A 21,873-nucleotide genomic window follows, 5' to 3' on the forward strand; every position below is an offset into this window, starting at 1 on the left:
CGAGTCCCTTCTGGGTCGCCAAATGGCTGGATAGCTCAGTCGGTAGAGCAGAGGACTGAAAATCCTCGTGTCCCTGGTTCGATTCCTGGTCCAGCCACCACAATGCGGGAGTGGCTCAGTGGTAGAGCGTCACCTTGCCAAGGTGAACGTCGCGAGTTCGAATCTCGTCTTCCGCTCCAATTTTATATGGCGCTATAGCCAAGTGGTAAGGCAGAGGTCTGCAAAACCTCTATTCCCCAGTTCAAATCTGGGTGGCGCCTCCATAACAAAAAAGCTTCTAGAGATTCTAGAAGCTTTTTTTCGTGCCACCCACGTGGCAAGTGGCAAGTTATAAACAGATTGTTAATCTGTAACTTGCCACTTGCCATGTGAGTGGCACTCAACTACAAAGATGCTACCTCTATCAATAAGTTTTCCATTTCTTAAATAAACAGGTTTCACATTATATTTTTCTAGAAATGATAGCACTTCTTTGCCATAAGCGTAATAAGACAAGTTCCCATAGAAGGCTAAGGTATTATCATCTATTTTGCCGCAACATCCTCCTATAAAGCCATAGTCAAGCCCAGGAAGTTCAATATCACCTGGAGGTAATAAAAGCACATCAATATCGGTGCTATTAAGAGAGTTAGCTATGCTTTTATCACTAGTTATTAGTGCTCTTTCAGAAACTATAGCAGTGGAGCATTTAGTATAGCCTTGTTTTACATTTATTGAAATTTTATCTTTTACTTTATTAAGCAATGTTTCATCAGTGTATTTTAAGTAATGCATAAATAGTTTTGATAAGTTAACCGCATTTAGTGTAATATCGTAAGGGTATTTATCAGAAATTGATGAGTTAGATTTTAACACATTGAAATTTAAAGATTTCAGCAATTCGACAAAATCAGTAGGCATATCTTTGTGTACTAATATGCTTTCCTTATCTATTATATGAATAAGTATATCGGGATGGCCGCATACAGCCGTATATAGTTTTTCGTAAGGAGGACAAGTTAATACTTTGCATCCTAGTTTTTCTAAATTGCTTTTTTCTACAAGATTTATTCTATAATCTACTAATGCATATTTCATATTTCTCACCTATATTACATATTAAGTTAGTTATGCTATTTTTGTCAAATTTCCTGGGAAATATGTTCAAGCATGCTATGTATACACTTTTAAATTTCACATATACTATCCTAGAAAGGAGTGAGAATAGTATGGAGCACTTTACATTGGTATATGAAAATGAAGTAGAAGATATTATAGATAGTGTTAATAGCTTAAAAGAATATTTTAAAAATAAAGAAATAGAAGTTGGAATATGGGAAAGCATACATGAAAGCACTCACTTTCTTAAAATATATTTTGCTAAGGAAAAGTTTAATGAAAAATACTTTCAAATCTTTAATTTATATATAGCTAATATATTATATAGGGAAGTTGTAAAAGAATTTTTTAAAAAAAATCTTTTAGATTTTTTAGCAGAGAATTATTTTTTTCTTACTGATGAGGAAATAATAGAAATAAAAAATAAAAGTGTAGAGATATTTAATAACGAAACTTTTTTAATAGATGATAAAAATATATTTTATTTAAATAGAAAAAATGAAATGATAGATAAGATAATAGATTGTGTAAAAGAAAATAACGAAATAAATATAAATGGATTTGTAATGTTTAGGATGAAGGAATTGCAGATATACTTAGAAGGCATACTTGAAAAAATAGTAGAAGACCATATGGTTGAAAAGGAATATGATGAATTTATAAAGTTACTTCAGTACTTCGTAAACATACAAGAAAGTAGAATAGATGAATTAAATATAATTATAGATATAGAGGGAAGATATATACTTAGGGATAAAGACGGCAATGATATAACAGAAAGTTTTATGGCTGATATACATAAAAGTAAAATAAGTACTGAAGTTTTAAATGGTGTAAATTTTGAAGATATGCTTATAAGTAATTTAATAACTTATTGTCCGGAAAAAATAGTCATACATTGTTCGGAAAATTCTTTTAATCAAGAAATAATAAGCACCATAAGTAAGGTGTTTCTTCAAAAGGTGGAATTTTGTAGTGAGTGTAAGATGTGCAATAAAATAAAAAGAAAAAGTCCGTTGTAAAAGTCGCAGTTTTTATTGACAGAATTTAATGTTAATAATATAATTAAAAAAAGCAATGAAAAGGAAGAGTAAGCAATTAAATTATTACTAGAGAGGAAAATTCACTGGCTGAAAGATTTTCTTAATAATGTTGTTGAAAACCACCTTAGAGCTGTATACTGAAATTTAGTAAGTATTACCGTTGCCTGCGTTAAGGGTTCAAAGAAGATAATATATTATATGTATTATTAATTTGGGTGGAACCACGGTTATAAATCGTCCCAGTGTATGGGGGGATTTTTTATTTTTTGCAATATATTTAAATTAAATAAGGAGGATATTATGATTAAGGTAACTTTAAAAGATGGAAAAGTTTTAGAGGTTGAAAAGGGAACTAAGGTAGCGGATATAGCTATGAAGATAAGCCCTGCACTTTACAAAAAAGCATTAGGAGCAAAAATAAATGGTGAGGCTAGTGAGTTAATGACAGAAATACATAACGACTGCTCTCTTGAAATATTAACATTTGAAGATGAAGGTGGTAAATTAACATTAAGACACACTGCTTCACATATACTTGCTCAAGCAGTGAAGAGACTTTACCCAGAAGTAAAATTAGCAATAGGACCTGCTATAGATACAGGTTTTTACTATGATTTTGACGCCGATTTTACTTTTACTCCAGAAATGTTCGATAAGATAGAAAAAGAAATCCAAAATATAATAAAAGAAGATTATGCATTAGAAAAATTCGAACTTTCAAGAGAAGATGCTATAAAATTAATGAAGGAAAATAATGAATTATATAAGGTTGAATTAATTCAAGATCTTCCAGAGGATGCGGTTATATCTTTCTATAAGCAGGGAGATTTTACAGACCTATGTGCAGGCCCTCATGTGCCATCTACAGGAAAGGTTAAGGCAATGAAACTTCTTTCAGTAGCAGGAGCTTATTGGAGAGGCGACGAAAAAAATAAAATGCTTCAAAGAATATACGGAACAGCATTCACTAAAAAGAGTGAATTAGAAGAATACCTACATATGTTAGAAGAAGCTAAAAAGAGAGATCATAGAAAACTAGGTAAGGAATTAGACTTATTCAGCCTACATGAAGAAGGTCCAGGATTCCCATTTTTCCATCCTAAGGGAATGGTAGTTAGAAATCTTCTTGAAAATTACTGGAGAGAAACACATACTAAAGCAGGATATCAAGAAATAAGAACTCCTATTATATTAAATGAAAAATTATGGCATCAGTCAGGTCACTGGGATCACTATAAGGATAATATGTATTTTACACAAATAGATGGAGAAGATTTTGCTGTAAAGCCGATGAATTGTCCAGGATCAATACTTGTTTATAAGAGCGCAATGCATTCTTATAAGGAATTTCCACTTAGACTTGGTGAACTAGGAATGGTTCACAGACATGAACTATCTGGAGCTTTACATGGTCTTATGAGAGTAAGATACTTTACTCAAGATGATGCTCATATCTTTTTAACTAGAGAGCAAATAAAAGACGAAATATTAAATGTAATTAAATTAATAGATGGATTTTATAAGAGCTTTGGTTTTGAGTATTTTGTTGAATTATCTACAAGACCAGAGGACTCAATGGGTAGTGAAGAAGATTGGGAAGCAGCTACAAATGGACTTGCAGAAGCTTTAAATGCCGCAGGATTAAGTTATAAGGTAAATGAAGGGGATGGAGCATTCTATGGCCCTAAAATAGATTTCCACTTAAAAGACTGTTTAGGAAGAACATGGCAGTGTGGTACTATACAGCTTGATTTCCAAATGCCAGAAAGATTTGATTTAACTTATGTAGGAGCAGATGGAGAAAAACATAGACCAGTTATGGTTCACAGAGTTGTATTTGGAAGTATAGAAAGATTTATAGGAATACTTATAGAAAACTATGCTGGAGCATTCCCAACTTGGCTTGCACCAGTACAGATTAGAGTATTGAATATAACAGATTCACAAAAAGATTATGCTAAAAACATAGTTGAAACTCTTAAAGAAAGAGGATTAAGAGTAGAATTAGATGACAGAAATGAAAAAATAGGATACAAGATAAGAGAAGCACAGCTTCAAAAAATTCCTTATATGATTGTAATAGGAGATAAGGAAATGCAAGCAGGAAAAATAGCCTTAAGAACAAGAAAAGGCGGAGATTTAGGAGCAATGGAATTGAATGATTTCATAGCTAAGATAGAAGAAGAAATCAAAAGTAAATCAACTGAAGGATGCACTTTATAAAAAACTTGTTGACAAGTAGATAATATTATAGTAAAATTTGTTGTGTTAAGAAGAAACCAGCCGTTTCTCACCTTACAGCATCGCTAGTAGGGTTATATGGATAGCAATTTTTATTTTGTTGCATATAAAAGGACGGCATTTGCCGTCCTTTTTTTAATACATAAAATAATCATTTATTTGATGTTTATTTCTCTTGGGAGGTGAATGTTATTAGTAAAGATTACCTTATGAATGAAGATATAAGGGAAAAAGAGCTAAGAGTAATTGGCGATAATGGCGACCAATTGGGAATATTGAGTTCCTCTGAGGCTCTAAAAATTGCAGAAGAGAAGGAACTAGATTTAGTAATGATAGCTCCTACTGCTAAACCTCCTGTTTGTAGGATAATGAATTATGGAAAATTCATTTATGAGCAGGCTAAAAAAGACAAAGAGGCTAAGAAAAATCAAAAAGTTGTTAACATTAAAGAAGTTAGATTAAGCCCAAGTATAGAGGAACATGATATTGAAATTAAGGCTAACAATGCAAGGAAATTTTTACTTGCAGAAGATAAAGTTAAAGTAACTGTTAGATTTAGAGGCCGAGAAGCTGAATATTCACATTTAGGTAAAAAAATATTAGATTTATTTTTGACAAAACTTGAAGGTGTGTGTATAGTTGAAAAGCCAGCTAAATTAGAAGGAAAAAATATGACAATGATTTTAGCTCCTAAAAGGGCTTGATATTGAGAGGAGGAAAAGATTATGCCAAAAATGAAATCAAAAAAAGCTGCTGCAAAGAGATTTAAGCTTACAGGAACAGGAAAGCTAAAGAGAGCTAAAGCTTTCAAGAGCCATATCCTAACTAAAAAGAGTGCAAAGACAAAAAGAAATTTAAGACAGACAGCATATGTGTCTGAAACACAGGAAAAAGTAATGAAGAAATTATTACCATACCTATAATAGGTAGGCTAGAAGGAGGTTTATTAAATGGCAAGAGTTAAAAGAGCTATGAACGCTCGTAAATATCATAAAAAAGTGTTAAAACTTGCAAAAGGTTACTATGGAGCAAAAAGCAAGTTATTCAAAACAGCTAATGAATCAGTTATAAGAGCATTAAGAAATGCTTACGTAGGAAGAAAGTTAAGAAAAAGAGACTTTAGAAAACTATGGATAGCTAGAATTAATGCAGCAACAAGAATGAATGGTCTTTCTTATTCAAGATTCATGAATGGAATGAAGCTTTCAGGAATAGATATAAACAGAAAGATGCTTTCTGAAATAGCTATAAATGATCCAAAGGCATTTGCAGAATTAGTAGAAGTAGTAAAAAAACAGCTTAACGCTTAATAAAAAATGCAGCTTTTAAAGCTGCATTTTTTAAATTTTACGGAATTATTTATATAAATATTATCTACATAAGTTTGACAATTTGTATGCCAATGCTATAATAATTGTTAATGCCATGGAATTATAGTAATCATGAGGTGCTTAAAATGAAAATTAGTATAGGGAAGTACTTTAAACTTACCCCGGTGCAAATCTTAGCAGTAGGTTTTGCAACGGTTATATTGATAGGGGCAATTTTATTAAATTTACCTATAGCCTCCCAGAATGGGAGCAGGACTCCATTCATAGATTGTCTTTTTGTTTCTACTTCGGCTACGTGTGTAACGGGACTTGTAACAGTAGATACAGGAACTCATTGGAGCTATTTTGGTAAAACCGTAATAATGTTTTTGATTGAAATAGGTGGATTAGGATTTATGTCCTTTGCTACATTAATAGCTCTTTTGCTAGGAAAACGGATTACCTTAAAAGAAAGATTAGTTATGCAAGAGGCTCTTAATTCGTTTTCACTTCAGGGATTAGTGAAAATGGCTAAGTATGTATTGATTTTTACATTTTCAATACAGCTAGCTGGAGCATTATTATTATCAACTCAATTTATACCTGAGTTTGGACTTGTAAAAGGAATATATTATAGTGTTTTTCATTCTATTTCAGCCTTTTGTAATGCAGGATTTGATCTTATGGGAGAGTTCAGAAGTCTTACTCCTTACGCAGATAACACTGTTATAATTATAACAATAGGTAGTCTTATAATAATAGGTGGACTAGGATTCTATGTATGGCAAGAAATTTATAACTTTAAAGGATTAAGAAAGCTATCACTTCATTCAAAAGTAGCTCTTTCAGTTACTGCTTTTTTACTAGTTACTGGAACTATACTTATGTTTATATTTGAAAGCAATAATCCGGGAACTATGAAGAATATGTCCTTTAAGGGAAAAGTTTTATCTTCATTTTTTGCAGCTGTAACGCCAAGAACTGCTGGATTTAATTCTATTTCTACCAGTGATATGACTAATGCAGGAGTCTTTTTAACTATTATTTTAATGTTTATAGGTGGAGCACCAGGCTCTACTGCTGGAGGTATTAAAATAACTACTGCAGGAGTTTTGGCTATGACTGTGATTAGTATTGTAAAAGGCAGAGAAGATACTGAAATATACAAGAAGAGATTAGCAAAGGATACTGTTTATAAGTCTTTATCAATTACTATCATTGCATTAGTATTGATAATAACAGTTATTATGTTACTTTCTTTAACTGAACCAAGTGCATCGCTTGAGTATATATTATATGAAGCAACATCAGCCTTTGGTACAGTAGGTATGTCATTAGGACTTACGACTGAATTATCTTTTGCAGGAAAGATAATTGTTGCATTTACAATGTATTGTGGAAGGTTAGGCCCACTTACTGTATTTCTTGCTCTAGCTAATAGAGTAAATTCAAATAAAATAAAATATCCTGAAGATAAGATACTAGTAGGATAAGGAGTGTTATTATGGCAAAGAAACAGTTTGTTGTTATAGGTTTAGGTAGATTTGGAACTTCAGTGGCTAAGACACTATATTCGCTAGGTAATGATGTTTTAGCAATAGATGTAGATGAGGAAACAGTACAAAATATATCGGATAGTGTTACTCATTCTGTGCAGGCAGATGCTACAGATGAAAATACTTTAAGATCTCTTGGAATAAGAAATTTTGATGTGGCTGTAGTAACCATAGGCTCGGATTTACAATCTAGTGTTATGGTGACCTTATTGCTAAAAGAATTAGGTGTAGATCTTATAATAGCAAAGGCAAATAGTGAGATTCATGCAAAGGTACTTTACAAAATAGGTGCAGATAGAGTTGTTCTTCCTGAAAGGGATATGGGAGTCAGAGTAGCTCATAACTTAGTATCTTCAAATATATTAGACTATATAGAATTATCACCAGATTACAGCATAGCTGAAATAGCAAATCCAAAGGCATGGCAAGGAAAAACTCTTCAAGAGTTAAATTTAAGAGCTAATTTTGGAATAAATATAGTTGCTGTAAAAAAGGATAATGATATTAATGTATCTCCTATGGCAGATGATAAGTTAGAAGCTGGAGACGTAATAGTTGCAATCGGCTGTGCAGATGAGCTGAATAAATTAGAAAACCAAATTGGAAATAGCAAATAAGAAAAAGGTGGAGTATTTTTGGAAAAGATAACTAGTAAAGATAATTCATCTATTAAGGAAGTAAAGAAGCTTAAAGAAAAAAAGCATAGAACTTTCAATAAAAAATTTTTGGTAGAAGGTTTTAGATTTGTAGAAGAAGCACTAAAATCAAATTTTTATATTGAAGAATTATTTATAGCAGAAGAAGCTTTAGAAAAGTTTTATAAATATGATTTTCAATATAATATAAAGGAGTATACAAAGATATATTCTGTAGAAGATAAACTTTTTAAAACTATAAGTAATACTGAAAATCCTCAAGGCATACTGGCTATAGCAAGATATAAGAATACTGAAATAAAAGCCACAGATGGATTTTATATATTAGCAGACAAGGTTCAGGATCCAGGGAATATGGGAACTATAATAAGAAGTGCTCATGCAGCTGGAGCACTAGGAGTAATTTTAACCAAAGGAACTGTTGAAGTATATAACGATAAGACTTTAAGGTCTACTATGGGTTCAATATTTCACATTCCAATAATAGAGGATACTGATCTCTCTATAACTAAAACTTTACAGAATAATGGCTTCAAAATCTTGGTAAGTTCTTTAGAAGAAAGTCATGATTTTTATGACATAAATTTAAATAAAAACATTATAATATGTGTTGGTAATGAAGGTAGCGGTATAAGTGATGAAATACTAAAGTTAAGTGATGAAAAGTTTAAAATACCTATGCCTGGTAAAGCTGAATCATTAAATGTAGCAGTAGCAGCATCAATTATGATGTTTGAAAGAGTGAGACAAAACTTAAAAAAGGTTGACAATTCAATTTAAAATAAGTAAAATTTAGAATTAAGATGTTATAATAAAATACTGAAACTATGAAGAAGAGAGTAAATATAAGTCCACTTCAGGGAGAAGGGGTCATAGACTGAAAGCCCTTTTATTGATATTTATATTGAAGTTCACTTCTGAGTTCTAACTGTGAACTTATAGTAGCAGTTAGCGGCTAAGCCGTTATAATTTTAAGCTGGACATTAAGTCAATTAGGGTGGTACCGCGGATATAAAGTTCGTCCCTTCATGGGGAGGGGCTTTTTTTATATGTCTTAAAACTTATATAGAGAAAGGAGTATTAATAAAATGCAAGAAAAATTAAATTTAATAAGAGATAATGCTATAGAAGAACTGAAAAAAGTTCATGAAGCTCAAGAATTGGAAAGCATAAGAGTAAAATATCTTGGTAAAAAAGGGGAGCTTACTCAAATACTTAGAGGAATGGGTGCCTTAAGTGCTGAGGAAAGACCTATTGTAGGTAAAGTTGCAAATGAAGTAAGAAGTAGTATAGAAGAGCTTATAGAAGATACATATAAAGTTATAAAAGAAAAGGAAAAGACAAATCGTCTACAAAATGAAACTATTGATATATCAATGCCAGGAAAGAAACAGTTTTTAGGTAAAAGACATCCTCTAGATTTAACGCTAGAAAGCATGAAAGAAATATTTATTTCTATGGGATTTACTATAGAGGAGGGCCCAGAAGTAGAACTTGACTACTATAACTTCGAAGCTTTAAATATTCCTAAAAATCACCCAGCAAGAGGAGAACAAGACACATTTTATATAAATGATAGCTTGGTTCTAAGAACTCAAACATCACCTATACAAATAAGAACAATGGAAAAACAAGAACCTCCTATAAAGATGATTGCACCAGGAAAGGTTTATCGTTCTGATGCCGTTGACGCTACTCATTCACCTATATTTTATCAAATGGAAGGTCTTGTAATAGATAAAGGAATAACCTTTGCAGATTTAAAAGGAACACTAGACCTTTTTGCAAAAAAAATGTTTGGAGATAAGGTTGTAACTAAATTTAGACCTCACCATTTCCCATTTACTGAACCTTCTGCTGAAATGGATGCTACTTGCTTTGTATGTAATGGAGATGGCTGTAAGGTTTGCAAGGGAAGTGGATGGATAGAAATATTAGGTTGTGGAATGGTTCATCCACAGGTTTTAAGAAACTGTGGAATTGACCCTGAAGTATATTCAGGATTTGCATTTGGATTTGGTGTAGATAGAATGGTAATGATGAAGTATGCGATAGACGATATAAGACTTTTATATGAAAGTGATATGAGATTTTTAAATCAATTTTAATAGAGATATTTTAGCAAATTTTAAAATCACTTAAGGAGGAATAAAAAATGAAAGTACCAGTTAAATGGCTTAAAGATTATGTTAATATAGATATTTCACCAGCTGAGCTTGGAGATGCATTAACCCTTTCAGGTTCCAAAGTAGAAGAAGTTATAACTTCGGGAGATGAAATACAAAATGTAGTAACAGGAAAAATACTTGAGATAAAACCTCATCCTGATGCAGAAAAGCTTGTGGTGTGTCAGTTAAATGTAGGATTAGAAGAACCTGTGCAAATAGTTACTGGAGCAAATAACATGAAGGAACAGGATATAGTTCCTGTTGCATTACATGGTTCACTGCTTCCTAATGGATTAAAGATAAAAAAAGGAAAGCTTAGAGGAATAGTTTCCAATGGAATGATGTGCTCAGAAGAAGAATTAGGTATAGCTTCAGAAGAACACGTACATGGGCTTATGATATTACCAGAGAATACTCCTATCGGAAAAGACATCAAAGAAGTTTTAGGATTAAATAATGCAGTAATTGATTTTGAAATAACTTCAAATAGACCAGATTGTTTAAGTGTTGTTGGAATTGCAAGGGAAACAGCTGCTACTATGAATACAACATACACTATGCCTGAAACAACATATAGTGTAAAATGTAATGAAAATATAAAAGATTCATTAAAGGTAGAAGTAAAAGATAAATTATGTAGAAGATATATGGCTCGAGGAGTTAAAAATATTAAGATAGCAGAGTCTCCTTCTTGGATGCAGGAAAGACTTATAGATGCAGGGGTAAGACCTATAAATAATATAGTAGATATAACAAATTTTGTAATGCTTGAACTTGGTCAGCCAATGCATGCTTTTGACTGTAGGCAAATAACTTCAGGTAGAATAGTAGTTGAAAGAGCTGAAGATGGAGAAAAGTTTGTGACTCTTGACGAAACTGAAAGAACATTAAATGAAGATGTACTTTGTATAAAAGATGGAGAAACAACCATAGGACTTGCAGGAATAATGGGCGGACTTAATTCAGAAGTTAAGGAAGATACTGCTGCAATAATATTTGAAAGTGCTAATTTTGACGGTACAAATATAAGAGTATCTTCTCAAAAGTTAGGTCTTAGAACTGAAGCATCATCAAAATTTGAAAAGGACTTAGATCCTAATTTAGCGGAAACTGCTATAAACAGAGCTTGTCATTTGGTAGAACAATTAAATGCAGGGGAAGTTATGGAAGGAACCATAGATATATATGAAGAAAAGCTAGAACCACATACATTGGAGATAAGTTCAAAATGGATAAATGATTTTTTAGGAACAAATTTATCAAAAGAAGAAATGAAGGGTTATCTAGATAGATTGGATTTATTTACTGAAGTAAATGAAGATACACTTCATATAAATGTTCCAACTTTTAGATCTGATGTAAATATAAAAGAAGATGTAGCAGAGGAAATAGCAAGAATTTATGGATATAATAATATTCCTACAACGCTTATAAGAAGTGTAAGTGAAAGAGGAGGAAAAAGTAAAAAGCAGCATTTAGAAGATGAAGTAATAGCAGCCTTAATGGGAAGTGGATTAAATCAATCTATAAGTTACTCATTTGTAAGTCCTAAGGTATTTGATAAGATAAAAATATCTGAAGACAGTGAACTTAGAAATGCCATAAAAATAAGAAACCCATTAGGTGAAGATTATAGCATAATGAGAACTACTACAATTCCTTCTATGATGGAAGCATTAGCTAGAAATTATTCAAGAAACAATGAAGAAGCAAGGCTTTTTGAAATAGGTAAGGTATATATGTCTAAAGAAAATGCAAATGAAGTTCCAGAAGAAAGAAATGTTCTAACTATAGGATTATATGGAGATGTTGATTATTTAAACTTAAAAGGTGTAGTAGAAAATATAGCAGAGCATTTAGGAGTAGAAAAACTTAGTTTTGCACGTGAAAGTGAAAACCCAACATTCCATCCTGGAAAGACAGCTTGTGTTAATATAAGAAAAGAGCTTTTAGGAACTTTAGGGGAAGTTCACCCTGATGTAGCTGAAAACTATGGCATAGAAGCAAGATGCTACATAGCAGAACTAAATATGGATGTATTATTTGCAAATGCAAATTTAAATAAGGTATATAAAGTACTTCCTAAATTCCCAGCAGTAACAAGAGATATGGCTCTTTTGGTAGACGATGCTATATTAGTGCAAGAAATAGAGGATATCATCTTAAAGCAAGGTGGAAAGATGGTAGAAAAGGTTAAATTATTTGATGTTTATAAAGGTAAACAAATACCTGATGGTAAAAAGAGTATAGCTTACTCTATTCTTTATAGATTAGAAAATAAAACTTTAACTGATGAAGAGGTAAATAAGGTTCATGATAAAATTGTAAGAACTCTTGAAAATAGGCTAGGAGCACAACTTAGATAAATCCCACAAATTGATATTTTAACCATAGTTAATTTGTGTTAAAATAGATATAATAATATATGATTTATCTGAGAGGTGTTTACATGAACATAGTAACTGTTAGGATAAATGGAGTAGAGTACAACTTAAAGGGTGATGAAAGAGAAGAATATTTACATAAAGTTGCTGGTTATGTGGATAGAAAGGTTAGGGAGCTTATAGAAAGTAATCCTAAATTGAGTACATCTTCTGCATCTATACTTACTGCTATAAATACAGTAGATGAGTATTTAAAAAAGCAGGAAGAAGTTCATGAAGCTTTCGAAATAGTTAAGAAAAAAGAAGAAGAAGAAAAAAACCATAAACAAGAAATTGATATACTCAAACAAAAGATTTCACAGCTAGAGGCTTATGTAGAAGAACTCACAGTTGTCTTAGAAGAACCTAAGTATAAAGAACAGTTAGAAGTTAAGGAAAAGGAATTAGAAGTAACAGTAAAAGAAATTGAAAATATTACAAAAGAAAGAGAAATACTTCAAGAAACCTGTAAAAAATTCATGGAGGAAAATAATATACTTAAAGCTGAATGTAAAGAATATAAGTTTCAAATGCAGTCTCATAAGTATAAAACAATTGACCTTCAGAACAGACTAATTGAAGCTCAAGTTGAACTTGCTAAGGCAAAGAGACAAAGTTACCCGTTTGTAAGTAAAGAAGTAACAATAAAAAAATAAGTACCTTTAAGGTACTTATTTTTTTATATCTAAATTTATCACATATTAGCTATTCAAAAATAATATATTTTATTAGAGTATATTATTTTTGAAAGTTGAGGATGAGTATGAGCATTTATATAGATAATGCAGCGACCTCTTTTCCAAAACCAGAAGAGGTTTATAATGAAACATTAAACTGCATGAGAAACTATGCAGCAAATCCAGGACGAAGTACACATACTATGGCATTAGAGTCTTCAACCAAGGTATCTGAAACAAGAGAAATACTAAGCGATTTTTTTAATATAACGAGTCCTTTTAATATGATATTTACAAGTAATGCGACTGAAGGATTAAATATAGGAATAAAAGGAGTGTTAAAACCTGGAGATCATGTCATAAGTACTGTAATAGAGCATAATTCAGTTTTAAGACCACTAAATAGCTTAAGTAAAAAGGGTGTTAAAGTAACATTGCTCGCAGTAGACAATTATGGAAAGTTAAATATAAATAATTTGAAAAAAGAAATACAAAAAAATACAAAGCTTATAGTTGTAAATCATGCTTCAAATGTATTAGGAACTCTGCAATATATAAATACTATTGGAAAGATTGCAAGAGATGCAGGCATATTATTTATGGTAGATGCCTCTCAAAGTGCTGGAACTATTAATATTGATGTAGAAAAATATAATATAGACTTGCTGGCTTTTCCAGGTCATAAGGGGCTGATGGGCCCTCAAGGCACCGGTGGATTATTTATAAGAGATGGTATATCTATGACTAATTTTAAGGAAGGCGGAACAGGAAGTAACTCTATATCTATGACTCAGCCAGATTTTTTACCGGACAAATTTGAAAGTGGAACTCTTAATGTTCCTGGAATTGCAGGATTATGTGAAGGGGTTAAGTTTATCCAGAAAATCGGAAGAAGAAATATTCAAAAACATGAAGAGGGGCTTATACAATATCTTTTAGAGGAATTTAAAAAGATGCCCTATGTAAAAATATACGGATCAGAATTCACAGAAAAAAGATCTGCAGTTATTTCTATAAATATAGATAACATGGACAGTTCAGAAGTTGGGTATTTATTAAATAAAAAGGGTATTGCAGTACGAACAGGATACCATTGCGCTGCACTTATACATCCTATAATAGGTACATCGAAAACTGGTACTGTGAGGCTTAGCCCAGGGTATTTTAATACCTATGAGGAAATGGAAGAAGTAGTGAAGGCGATACAAGAAATATATAAAGGCAATGTTTAGAAATAGTACGACGTTTTTAATGCTCTGAGTCGTATGGAGTTTTTATCCAGGAAGGCGTTCGTTTCGCTGAGAACAGCTAATATTTATAAATTTAAAATCCCTAAGCCGTCTAAACTCGCTGTTGCTCAAACAGTAGGCGGCTCTTGACGGTATTTTAAATTTATAAATAAAGCCGTTCTAAGGCTCATTCAATGCCTTCTACGATGAAAATTCTATGCTCCAGATCATTAATAGAATCATTAGTATTTTACGACCTATCGGTCTTTGGGCTTACCAGCCCTTTGATAAGTGTCAATTTATTGAAAGGAACTTTCACTAAAGCGAAATTCCTTCCTTCAGTCAGCGAGCCTGAGTGATATTTTTGATGTTTAACAGAAGTATGGAATTTGCATTGTAGAAAGCATTGAGCAAGCAATTAAAAGCTCTTTATTTCTGATTTTAAGGCGCCGTATAGAGCCTTCTACTGTTTGAGCTATAGTCGAGTTTAGAAGGCTTAGGCGCCTTAAAAGGAGGAAATATTAGAGCTTTTCTGCGTAGCGAACGCTTTCCTAAATGCAAATCCCATACAACCTGCTCAACATTAAAAATGTCGTAATTTCCTTTTATAGTACATTTGTAAAAAATTATCATATACTGCTATTAAGAAATAATAACTAATAGTAGGTTATTATTTACTTTAATGGTGGGAGTTGAATTTTATATGAATTCTTTTAATGATAGAAATTTTATTGTAATTATTGCATCCAGCAATAGAGGTGCATTTTTATATAAGAAATTAATAGAGCTTGGAGTTAATGTGGAAATTATGGCAACTCCTTGCAGGCTTTCTAAGGGATGTACTAGATCAATAAAATGCAGCAGAGAGCAATTTGATATAATAAAGGAGCAAGCACAAAAGTACAATATTACAATAAATGGTATATATGAAAGGATTATTGAAAATAAAAAGTATAAGTATGTTAAAGTAGAATAATATTTTATAGAAATTCAGCTTAGTCTGAATTTCTTTTTCATATTCATCTTTTCATATGCATAATAATAATCTAAAGAACAACAAATTTATAAATCATATAAGTATAAATTACGAGGGGGATATTTTGATGAAAGTTTTGTTCTGCATGAGAAATGATTATTACAGAAATTTTGGAGAAGACTCTATGCAGGCTTTAAAAATAAAAAAGTATTTAAACAAAATTGGTGTAGAGGTAGATGTAAATTATGGTCAAGTAGACGATTATTCAAGTTATGATATAGTTCATTTATTTAATTTGAAAATCACAGGAGAAATATATAAGTATTATAAAACTGCAAGATACTATAAAAAGAAAATAGTTATTTCACCATTATATTGGGATCAAAATAAATATTATAATTACATTAATGATTTAGAAGGAATTAAGTTGTGGGATAAAAGTAAGGTATATAGGCAGAAAATATTAAAAGGATGTAGTATGGTTTTTCCAAATAGTTTAATGGAAGAAGAATTTATAAGAAAAGAATTCGGTAAATTTATACAATGCAGTGTGATTAATATAGGAGTGGATATACCAAATGATGAAATTCCTCTTTATAATTTTAAGGATAGATATAACTTAGATAATTACGTCGTATCAGTGGGAAGAATAAATAAAAAAAATAATCAAATAGCCCTTGCAGAAGCATGTGATAAGCTAGAGATGAAGCTTGTTCTTACGGGAAGTGTAAGAGATAAGGAATATTTGAATAAAATTACGACATTTAAAAATGTACTGTATTTAGGAGATATGGATGAATACGATAGGTATAATGCTTATAAGTTTGCAAAATTATACGTAAATTCATCTTTTGCAGAAATCGTTCCTATATATTGTCTTGAAGCAGCAGTCAGTGGATGTAATATCCTTTCCACAGAAGAAGGGAGTTCTATAGAATATTTTAAGGATATCGTAAACTATTGCAATCCTTATTGCTCTGATAGTATATTGAAGGAATTGGAGATTGGACTAAAAAAGAAAAAAGATAGAAATCTAAAATCCTATGTAATACAAAACTATAGCTGGGAAAAGTCTGCTAAAAATTTATATCAAAACTATTTAAAAATAAAAAAAACCAAGGGATTTACAGAAAATCCTTAGTAGATTTTTAACATATAGTTGCAGAAGTTTATTTATACTAAACTTCTGCAACATTTAGTTTTAGCAATTAAATATTAAAAATTGTTGCAAAAAGCTTTGCGTATTTAGATTTATAATTTTATTAAGTTATGCTTATCCAATAACTTCTTCTGGACAATTTTCGCAAGGACATGGACAATCTATTACATAATGAGCAGAAACTGCAGCTGCAAATTCTCTTGCACTGCCATCAGGCCTGCACTCATCAGCAATTAGGAAGGTAAAGTTTCTGGTTACAGTTGTACAAATTACGCCTTCATCTGCAGTTACTACTTCTTCTATAACTTGAGTAGCTATTGCTCTACAGGTATCAAAGCCAGGAATATCATCTGTATCAAATTTTTCGCAAAGAATAGCTCCTACAGATAATGTGCTACCTACACATACATTTGCTACAGTAGCGGTTACATTTATTAATATACCAGAATTTAGCACAACAGGTTGGGTAATATTTATTTCTGCACACAATTGACAATTTTGAACAGGGACTTGTTCACTACAAACTAATGCCATTATAAATTCACTCCTAATGTTTTAAATTTTATAGTATTTAAACTATAAGTACAGCATTTTTTAAATTAACTAGAATAATGTTAATTTTTGATATGTCTTTAATAATATCTATTATTACAATTTGTTGGATAGCAGCAGCACCTATATAAAAGTAAAATAAATATTAAAATAACTAGTGCTTTGTAATTAAATTTACAGGGCTTAATTGGCTTTGGATAAGGAGGCATTTTTATGTGAAGTTCAACATTTTTACAACTTTCACAGGGGTTAACTATTATAGGTTCTGAGCATACAAAGCAAGAGTTCCCATGTAATTTTGCATTCAATATATACACCCCTAAGAATTAATTCAAACTATCTAATATAATAATATGATACAGCAATAATTTTGCCACTAAATTTCTTAACAGTATATTAAAAAATAGTTTCTTATAATGTACCAATATATATAAGGTTTAATATAATACAGTAGGGAGCAATTTAGTAAATCAGCTAATAAATAAAATAAGTAGGAGTGATATATATGGCTACCCTTAACTATAGCCTAGCTCTAGCGCCAGGTTCACCTCAATGTGAATTTAATGCTGCTGAAAATAGATTTGAACAAACCTGGGTTTATGTATTAACAAAAACTGGAGACACCACTGGTGCTGCACTCAGTCATTTAGAAGTAGAACTTTGTGAAAATCATAATGTATTAGAAGTTTCTAAAAATGGTACAACTGTTCCTGTAGCACAAGCTTCAACTTTAGATATAGTAATTGGAGAACCAAATGGAAATTGCCTTACCAATCCTCCAGTACTACGTAGAATAAAATGGGATGCTTTAAGTGAAGCAACAGATTTACCTTTTACTAACGGACAAGGACAAATATTTGGAACATTTGATTTTGTTTTAGAAGGATGCTATGTATCAGGTTTAGTAGATGCTGCTATAAAAGGTGGCAGTGAGCAAAGTGGCGGTGGATGCGATTTAAGATCAATACTTGGGCCAACATGTGTACTACAACCACCAAACAGAGGAATTAAACTTTCACAGTTTGAAGAGTAATTAAAAAGTATAATTAATAAATTACAAATTAAGCTAAATTCTAGGCTGGTGACAAATATATTTTGTCATCAGCCTTTATGGTTACTTAAAAAAGATTGTACGTAAATTATATATAATTTCATTGTTATATAATAAAAGTTTATCAATATTGTTATAAAGTTATCACAAGTTAGAACTAGATTCATATATTATAGTGAGAGTAACAATGAAAGTTACTCTTAAATTTAGAAAAGTGGAGATGTAAAGTTATGGCTTTTAATTATAATGAGGCCCCAGTAATAACCCAAATTAATGATGGTAGTGAAGTAGTTGCTACAGTTACAACAACATTTGATGTAACTTTTAAAGTAAATGTTTTAGTTGATGCACTTGTTACAAGAGATGGAGGAGCAAAAGAACATTATTTTGCTTCTAGACAATATAACTCTGGCGCATGGACAGGTTCTGATATTTTTAATATTGCTATAGATCCAACTATAGGAGCTGCAGATACTGTAGAAGTAAAAGCATATGCATCCTATCTTTATGTAGAAACACCAACACCATAATGTTAATATAAAACGGTTTTGGAGTACTATTGTACTCCAAAACCCCAAATAAGGGAGGCGTTTAATTTGCCATCAATAGAGATACCTTCATCTAAAAGCCTAACAGTATTAAATAATTATGCCAAAAAAAATATAAGAAGTAATATTATAACTGTAGGTAAGAGTAAAAAATATGATTATATAAGTTATTTATATTTTGAGTTACCGATTAGTTCAGCATATATGGAGGTTTGTTCTGCTGAAATTGTATTATTTAAAACAGGTAATTCAGTATATCAGTCTGATAATTATTACTGGGTATGCCCTCTTTTGGAAGACTTTAGTACCTATACGAATTATTATAATAGGCCTAATTATGAATCTTCATTAGGAATAGTATTTTCAATACGTAAAGATGAAATATACTCACAAATTAATATAACTCCAATAGTTATGCAGTGGATAAATAATAATTTATCTAACAAAGGATTAACTATATTTGCAGATAGTGATAGTGAGCAAGTAATTACCTATGGCTCAGCTCTAAACAATGATAAATATCTTGTCCCATTTTTAAGAATACACTTTAGAAATAATTTAAATAATTATTGTATAAAAACAATTCCTATTTCTTGTAAGTATTATATATTGCCTCCTATTAATAAAGAAAATTCCTAATTAGCTATTAATATGATGATTAATAGCTAATTTATTTTATTGAAAAACTATATTAATTATTATCTATAAGTTATTATTTACATGGGGAATAATAACTTATATAAAAATATCCTTAACTACTATAGTTAATTATTGTATAATAAACCTTAGGATTTCAAATGGGAGAGATGAAAATGAATAAAATAGAATTATTAGCTCCAGCAGGAGACATGGATAGTTTAGTAGCTGCAGTACAGGCGGGGGCTGATGCTATATATTTAGGAGGAAGTAAGTTTTCAGCTAGAGCTTATGCCTCAAATTTTGATGAAGAAAATATGAAAAATGTAGTAAAGTACTGCCACTTATATGGAGTTAGAGTATTTGTTACAGTAAATACGCTTCTTAAAGAAGATGAAGTTTTAGAAGCACTTGAATATGTAAAGTTTTTATATAATATTGGAGTAGATGCGCTTATAATTCAGGATTTAGGTCTTGTAAGCTTAATAAATAAGCATGTACCTGAAATGGAACTGCATGCATCCACTCAAATGACAGTACATAATCTAGAGGGAGCAGAATTTCTTAAAAAACATAATTTTAAGAGGATAGTGCTTTCCAGGGAGCTTTCTTTAAAAGAAATAACACATATTTCAAATGAGTTAGGTGCTGATATTGAAATATTTGTTCATGGAGCATTATGCATATGTTATTCTGGTCAATGTCTTATGAGTAGCCTTATAGGAGGAAGAAGCGGAAACAGAGGAAGGTGTGCCCAACCTTGCAGGCTTCCATATAAGTTAGAAGAAGAAGGGAATGAAAAAACCAAGCAAGGATATTTATTAAGTCCTAAGGATATATGTACTTTAAATGACATAAAAGATATAGTAAATAGTGGTGTAACCTCACTTAAAATAGAAGGAAGAATGAAAAGGCCGGAATATGTAGCAGGGGTAGTAAGTATTTATAGAAGAGCAATAGATAGTATATATAATAATGAAGAATTTAAATTTGAAGAAGAATATAATAAACTTCTTCAGTTATTTAATAGAGAAGGATTTTCCAAGGCTTATCTTTATGGGAATGTAGGAAAGGATATGATGTCTTATTCCTTTCCTAAAAACACTGGAGTTTTTTTAGGAAAAGTAAGCAGTAATAAATCCATAAAACTTGAACAAAATATAGCCATAAAAGATGGGGTAAGAATTAACGATAAAGGATTTATTATAAATAAGCTTATAGTAAAGGGCAAAGAAGTAGAAAAGGCTTATAAAGGAGATATAGTAACACTTTTACCTCAAAACTATAATTCAGGAGATGAAATATATAAAACCTTAGATAACGAGCTAATGGCAAGTTATGAAGAATATTATAAAAATCATTACAGAAGAAAAATATCTGTAGATATTAGTATAGACTTCAAGGTTAAAAAGCCTATAACACTATATGCTAATATAAATAATAAGGAAGTTATAATAAAGGGTGAAGAAGTTCAACAGGCAATAAAAAGACCGATAGCTGAAGAAAAAATTATAGAAAACTTAAGTAAGACAGGAGATACCCCTTTTGAATTTAATAATATAAAGTTTAATATGTTTGAAGAGGGATTTTTGCCTGTATCCTCTATTAATGAGGTGAGAAGAAAGCTTACAGAAGCAATAAATAATGAAATCATAAATTCCTATAATGAAAATAAAAAGCTCAATGAAAGAAGTTTTAAAGAGTCAAGTTATGATTATGTAAAAACTGAAGTACCAGAAAAGATGTTTTATATAACAACTGTGGAGCAGTTAAAGGCTTTAAAAGAACTTGGTGAAAAAGATATAATATTTAATCCTTTCATAAGAAACAGCAAACTTAGTATAGATAGGCTTTTACAAGAAGAGGTAAATATTTATTTAAAGGCCCCAAACATAATTAAGGAAGAATTTAATTATGTAGAAAGGTATATTAATGATAACCTGAAAAATATAAAGGGAATTGTAACTGCCAATCTTGGAATAATAAATAAATTTAATAGTATTCTTCCTATAATTGGAGATTATAAATTAAATATATTTAATAGTTACTCACTGGAATTCTTTAATAAGGCTATAAGTGAAAGTTTGATTAGTGTAGAACTTAATAAAAAGGAAATATCTTCTTTAAGTAAAAGGATAAGCTCAGGACTTCAAATGCTTGTATATGGAAGGATAGAAGTTATGGTAAGTGAATATTGTCCTATAGGAAGTACTTATGGTGGAAAGTGTGATTCTAAGCAGTGCAACAATTACTGTGAAAGAGGTAATTTTAAATTAATAGATAGAATGGACAATAAATTCCCAGTTTATACGGATAAATTTTGCAGAAGCTATATATTAAATTCTGTTCCATTAAATTTAGTACCTAATATTAAAGAATTAGAAAAGTTAAATATAAATAGTATGAGAATAGATTTTACAGATGAAAGTTACGACGAAACTGTAAAAATAATTAAGGCGCTTCAAGATAGGCAGTGGAATGAAGGATTTGAAAATTACACAAGGGGACATTTTAAAAGAGGCGTAGAGTAAATAATAAGGTGGTTTTAAG

At 30.9% G+C, this 21,873-nt stretch carries 20 protein-coding genes, 3 tRNA genes and 3 other annotated features; of the genes, 21 read left to right on the forward strand and 2 right to left on the reverse strand.

The window, feature by feature from the left end; all coding sequences use genetic code 11:
* Window positions 1-24 precede the first annotated feature (24 nt).
* From DP68_RS07755 to DP68_RS07765, 3 genes are all read left to right on the forward strand, one after another.
* Window positions 25-100: transfer RNA gene (locus DP68_RS07755), tRNA-Phe, on the forward strand.
* A 4-nt stretch (window positions 101-104) separates the two neighbouring features.
* Window positions 105-179, forward strand: a tRNA-Gly gene (locus DP68_RS07760).
* A gap of 9 nt (window positions 180-188) precedes the next feature.
* Window positions 189-263, forward strand: a tRNA-Cys gene (locus DP68_RS07765).
* 79 nt (window positions 264-342) lie between these two features.
* Here DP68_RS07765 and DP68_RS07770 read toward each other — a convergent pair.
* A complete protein-coding gene (locus DP68_RS07770) occupies window positions 343-1,077 on the reverse strand; it encodes a DUF6873 family GME fold protein (protein WP_035308167.1) in 735 nt (244 codons plus the stop codon).
* Window positions 1,078-1,208: 131 nt separating this feature from the next.
* Between DP68_RS07770 and ytxC the strand changes: the two genes are divergently transcribed.
* The 14 genes from ytxC (at window position 1,209) to DP68_RS07840 (ending at window position 16,518) form a co-directional block, all read left to right on the forward strand.
* Entirely contained in the window at window positions 1,209-2,120 is a 912-nt protein-coding gene (gene ytxC, locus DP68_RS07775; RefSeq protein WP_035308169.1) for a putative sporulation protein YtxC, read from the forward strand.
* A gap of 46 nt (window positions 2,121-2,166) precedes the next feature.
* Window positions 2,167-2,386, forward strand: a binding site (T-box leader).
* 55 nt (window positions 2,387-2,441) lie between these two features.
* Window positions 2,442-4,364 (forward strand): threonine--tRNA ligase, encoded by a 1,923-nt coding sequence (thrS, locus tag DP68_RS07780; protein WP_035308172.1) that lies wholly within the window; start codon window positions 2,442-2,444, stop codon window positions 4,362-4,364.
* Between the two features lie 41 nt (window positions 4,365-4,405).
* Window positions 4,406-4,524: a sequence feature (ribosomal protein L20 leader region), on the forward strand.
* A 67-nt stretch (window positions 4,525-4,591) separates the two neighbouring features.
* Window positions 4,592-5,086, forward strand: a complete 495-nt coding sequence (gene infC, locus DP68_RS07785; RefSeq protein ID WP_242966506.1) for a translation initiation factor IF-3 — start codon at window positions 4,592-4,594, stop codon at window positions 5,084-5,086.
* Window positions 5,087-5,107: 21 nt separating this feature from the next.
* Window positions 5,108-5,305, forward strand: coding sequence for a 50S ribosomal protein L35 (gene rpmI, locus DP68_RS07790; RefSeq protein WP_035308177.1), 198 nt, complete (start codon window positions 5,108-5,110; stop codon window positions 5,303-5,305).
* A gap of 27 nt (window positions 5,306-5,332) precedes the next feature.
* On the forward strand, window positions 5,333-5,692 hold the full coding sequence (gene rplT, locus DP68_RS07795) for a 50S ribosomal protein L20 (protein WP_035308179.1): 360 nt from the start codon (window positions 5,333-5,335) through the stop codon (window positions 5,690-5,692).
* Window positions 5,693-5,838: 146 nt separating this feature from the next.
* The gene (locus DP68_RS07800) at window positions 5,839-7,185 is read left to right on the forward strand and encodes a TrkH family potassium uptake protein (protein WP_035308181.1); all 1,347 of its coding nucleotides are present in this window, start codon (window positions 5,839-5,841) and stop codon (window positions 7,183-7,185) included.
* Window positions 7,186-7,196: 11 nt separating this feature from the next.
* Window positions 7,197-7,865 (forward strand): TrkA family potassium uptake protein, encoded by a 669-nt coding sequence (locus tag DP68_RS07805; protein ID WP_035308183.1) that lies wholly within the window; start codon window positions 7,197-7,199, stop codon window positions 7,863-7,865.
* A gap of 18 nt (window positions 7,866-7,883) precedes the next feature.
* On the forward strand, window positions 7,884-8,684 hold the full coding sequence (locus DP68_RS07810) for an RNA methyltransferase (RefSeq protein ID WP_035308185.1): 801 nt from the start codon (window positions 7,884-7,886) through the stop codon (window positions 8,682-8,684).
* A gap of 38 nt (window positions 8,685-8,722) precedes the next feature.
* Window positions 8,723-8,933 (forward strand) — a binding site (T-box leader).
* A 59-nt stretch (window positions 8,934-8,992) separates the two neighbouring features.
* A complete protein-coding gene (gene pheS, locus DP68_RS07815) occupies window positions 8,993-10,012 on the forward strand; it encodes a phenylalanine--tRNA ligase subunit alpha (RefSeq protein ID WP_035308187.1) in 1,020 nt (339 codons plus the stop codon).
* A gap of 47 nt (window positions 10,013-10,059) precedes the next feature.
* Window positions 10,060-12,438, forward strand: a complete 2,379-nt coding sequence (gene pheT / locus DP68_RS07820; protein WP_035308189.1) for a phenylalanine--tRNA ligase subunit beta — start codon at window positions 10,060-10,062, stop codon at window positions 12,436-12,438.
* A gap of 83 nt (window positions 12,439-12,521) precedes the next feature.
* Window positions 12,522-13,151, forward strand: coding sequence for a cell division protein ZapA (gene zapA / locus DP68_RS07825; RefSeq protein ID WP_035308191.1), 630 nt, complete (start codon window positions 12,522-12,524; stop codon window positions 13,149-13,151).
* Window positions 13,152-13,258: 107 nt separating this feature from the next.
* Window positions 13,259-14,404, forward strand: coding sequence for an aminotransferase class V-fold PLP-dependent enzyme (locus DP68_RS07830; protein WP_035308192.1), 1,146 nt, complete (start codon window positions 13,259-13,261; stop codon window positions 14,402-14,404).
* A gap of 700 nt (window positions 14,405-15,104) precedes the next feature.
* Window positions 15,105-15,377, forward strand: coding sequence for a putative Se/S carrier-like protein (locus tag DP68_RS07835; protein WP_035308194.1), 273 nt, complete (start codon window positions 15,105-15,107; stop codon window positions 15,375-15,377).
* Between the two features lie 127 nt (window positions 15,378-15,504).
* Window positions 15,505-16,518 carry a glycosyltransferase gene (locus DP68_RS07840; protein ID WP_035308196.1) on the forward strand — a complete coding sequence of 338 codons (1,014 nt, stop codon included), beginning with the start codon at window positions 15,505-15,507 and terminating at the stop codon, window positions 16,516-16,518.
* A gap of 132 nt (window positions 16,519-16,650) precedes the next feature.
* Here the strand turns inward: DP68_RS07840 and DP68_RS07845 are convergent, their stop codons facing one another.
* Window positions 16,651-17,070 (reverse strand): hypothetical protein, encoded by a 420-nt coding sequence (locus DP68_RS07845; protein ID WP_035308198.1) that lies wholly within the window; start codon window positions 17,068-17,070, stop codon window positions 16,651-16,653.
* Window positions 17,071-17,593: 523 nt separating this feature from the next.
* Here DP68_RS07845 and DP68_RS07855 point away from each other — a divergent pair.
* The 4 genes from DP68_RS07855 to DP68_RS07870 all read left to right on the forward strand — a co-directional run bounded on the left by DP68_RS07855 (window position 17,594) and on the right by DP68_RS07870 (window position 21,854).
* Window positions 17,594-18,121, forward strand: a complete 528-nt coding sequence (locus tag DP68_RS07855) for a hypothetical protein (RefSeq protein ID WP_035308202.1) — start codon at window positions 17,594-17,596, stop codon at window positions 18,119-18,121.
* Window positions 18,122-18,369: 248 nt separating this feature from the next.
* Window positions 18,370-18,669 (forward strand): hypothetical protein, encoded by a 300-nt coding sequence (locus DP68_RS07860; protein ID WP_035308204.1) that lies wholly within the window; start codon window positions 18,370-18,372, stop codon window positions 18,667-18,669.
* A gap of 66 nt (window positions 18,670-18,735) precedes the next feature.
* Window positions 18,736-19,326 (forward strand): DNRLRE domain-containing protein, encoded by a 591-nt coding sequence (locus tag DP68_RS07865; RefSeq protein ID WP_035308206.1) that lies wholly within the window; start codon window positions 18,736-18,738, stop codon window positions 19,324-19,326.
* Window positions 19,327-19,499: 173 nt separating this feature from the next.
* On the forward strand, window positions 19,500-21,854 hold the full coding sequence (locus DP68_RS07870; RefSeq protein WP_035308208.1) for a U32 family peptidase: 2,355 nt from the start codon (window positions 19,500-19,502) through the stop codon (window positions 21,852-21,854).
* Window positions 21,855-21,873 lie beyond the last annotated feature (19 nt).

It is taken from the genome of Clostridium sp. HMP27, assembly GCF_000765165.1.
Taxonomy (GTDB): Bacteria; Bacillota; Clostridia; order Clostridiales; family Clostridiaceae; genus Clostridium_AK.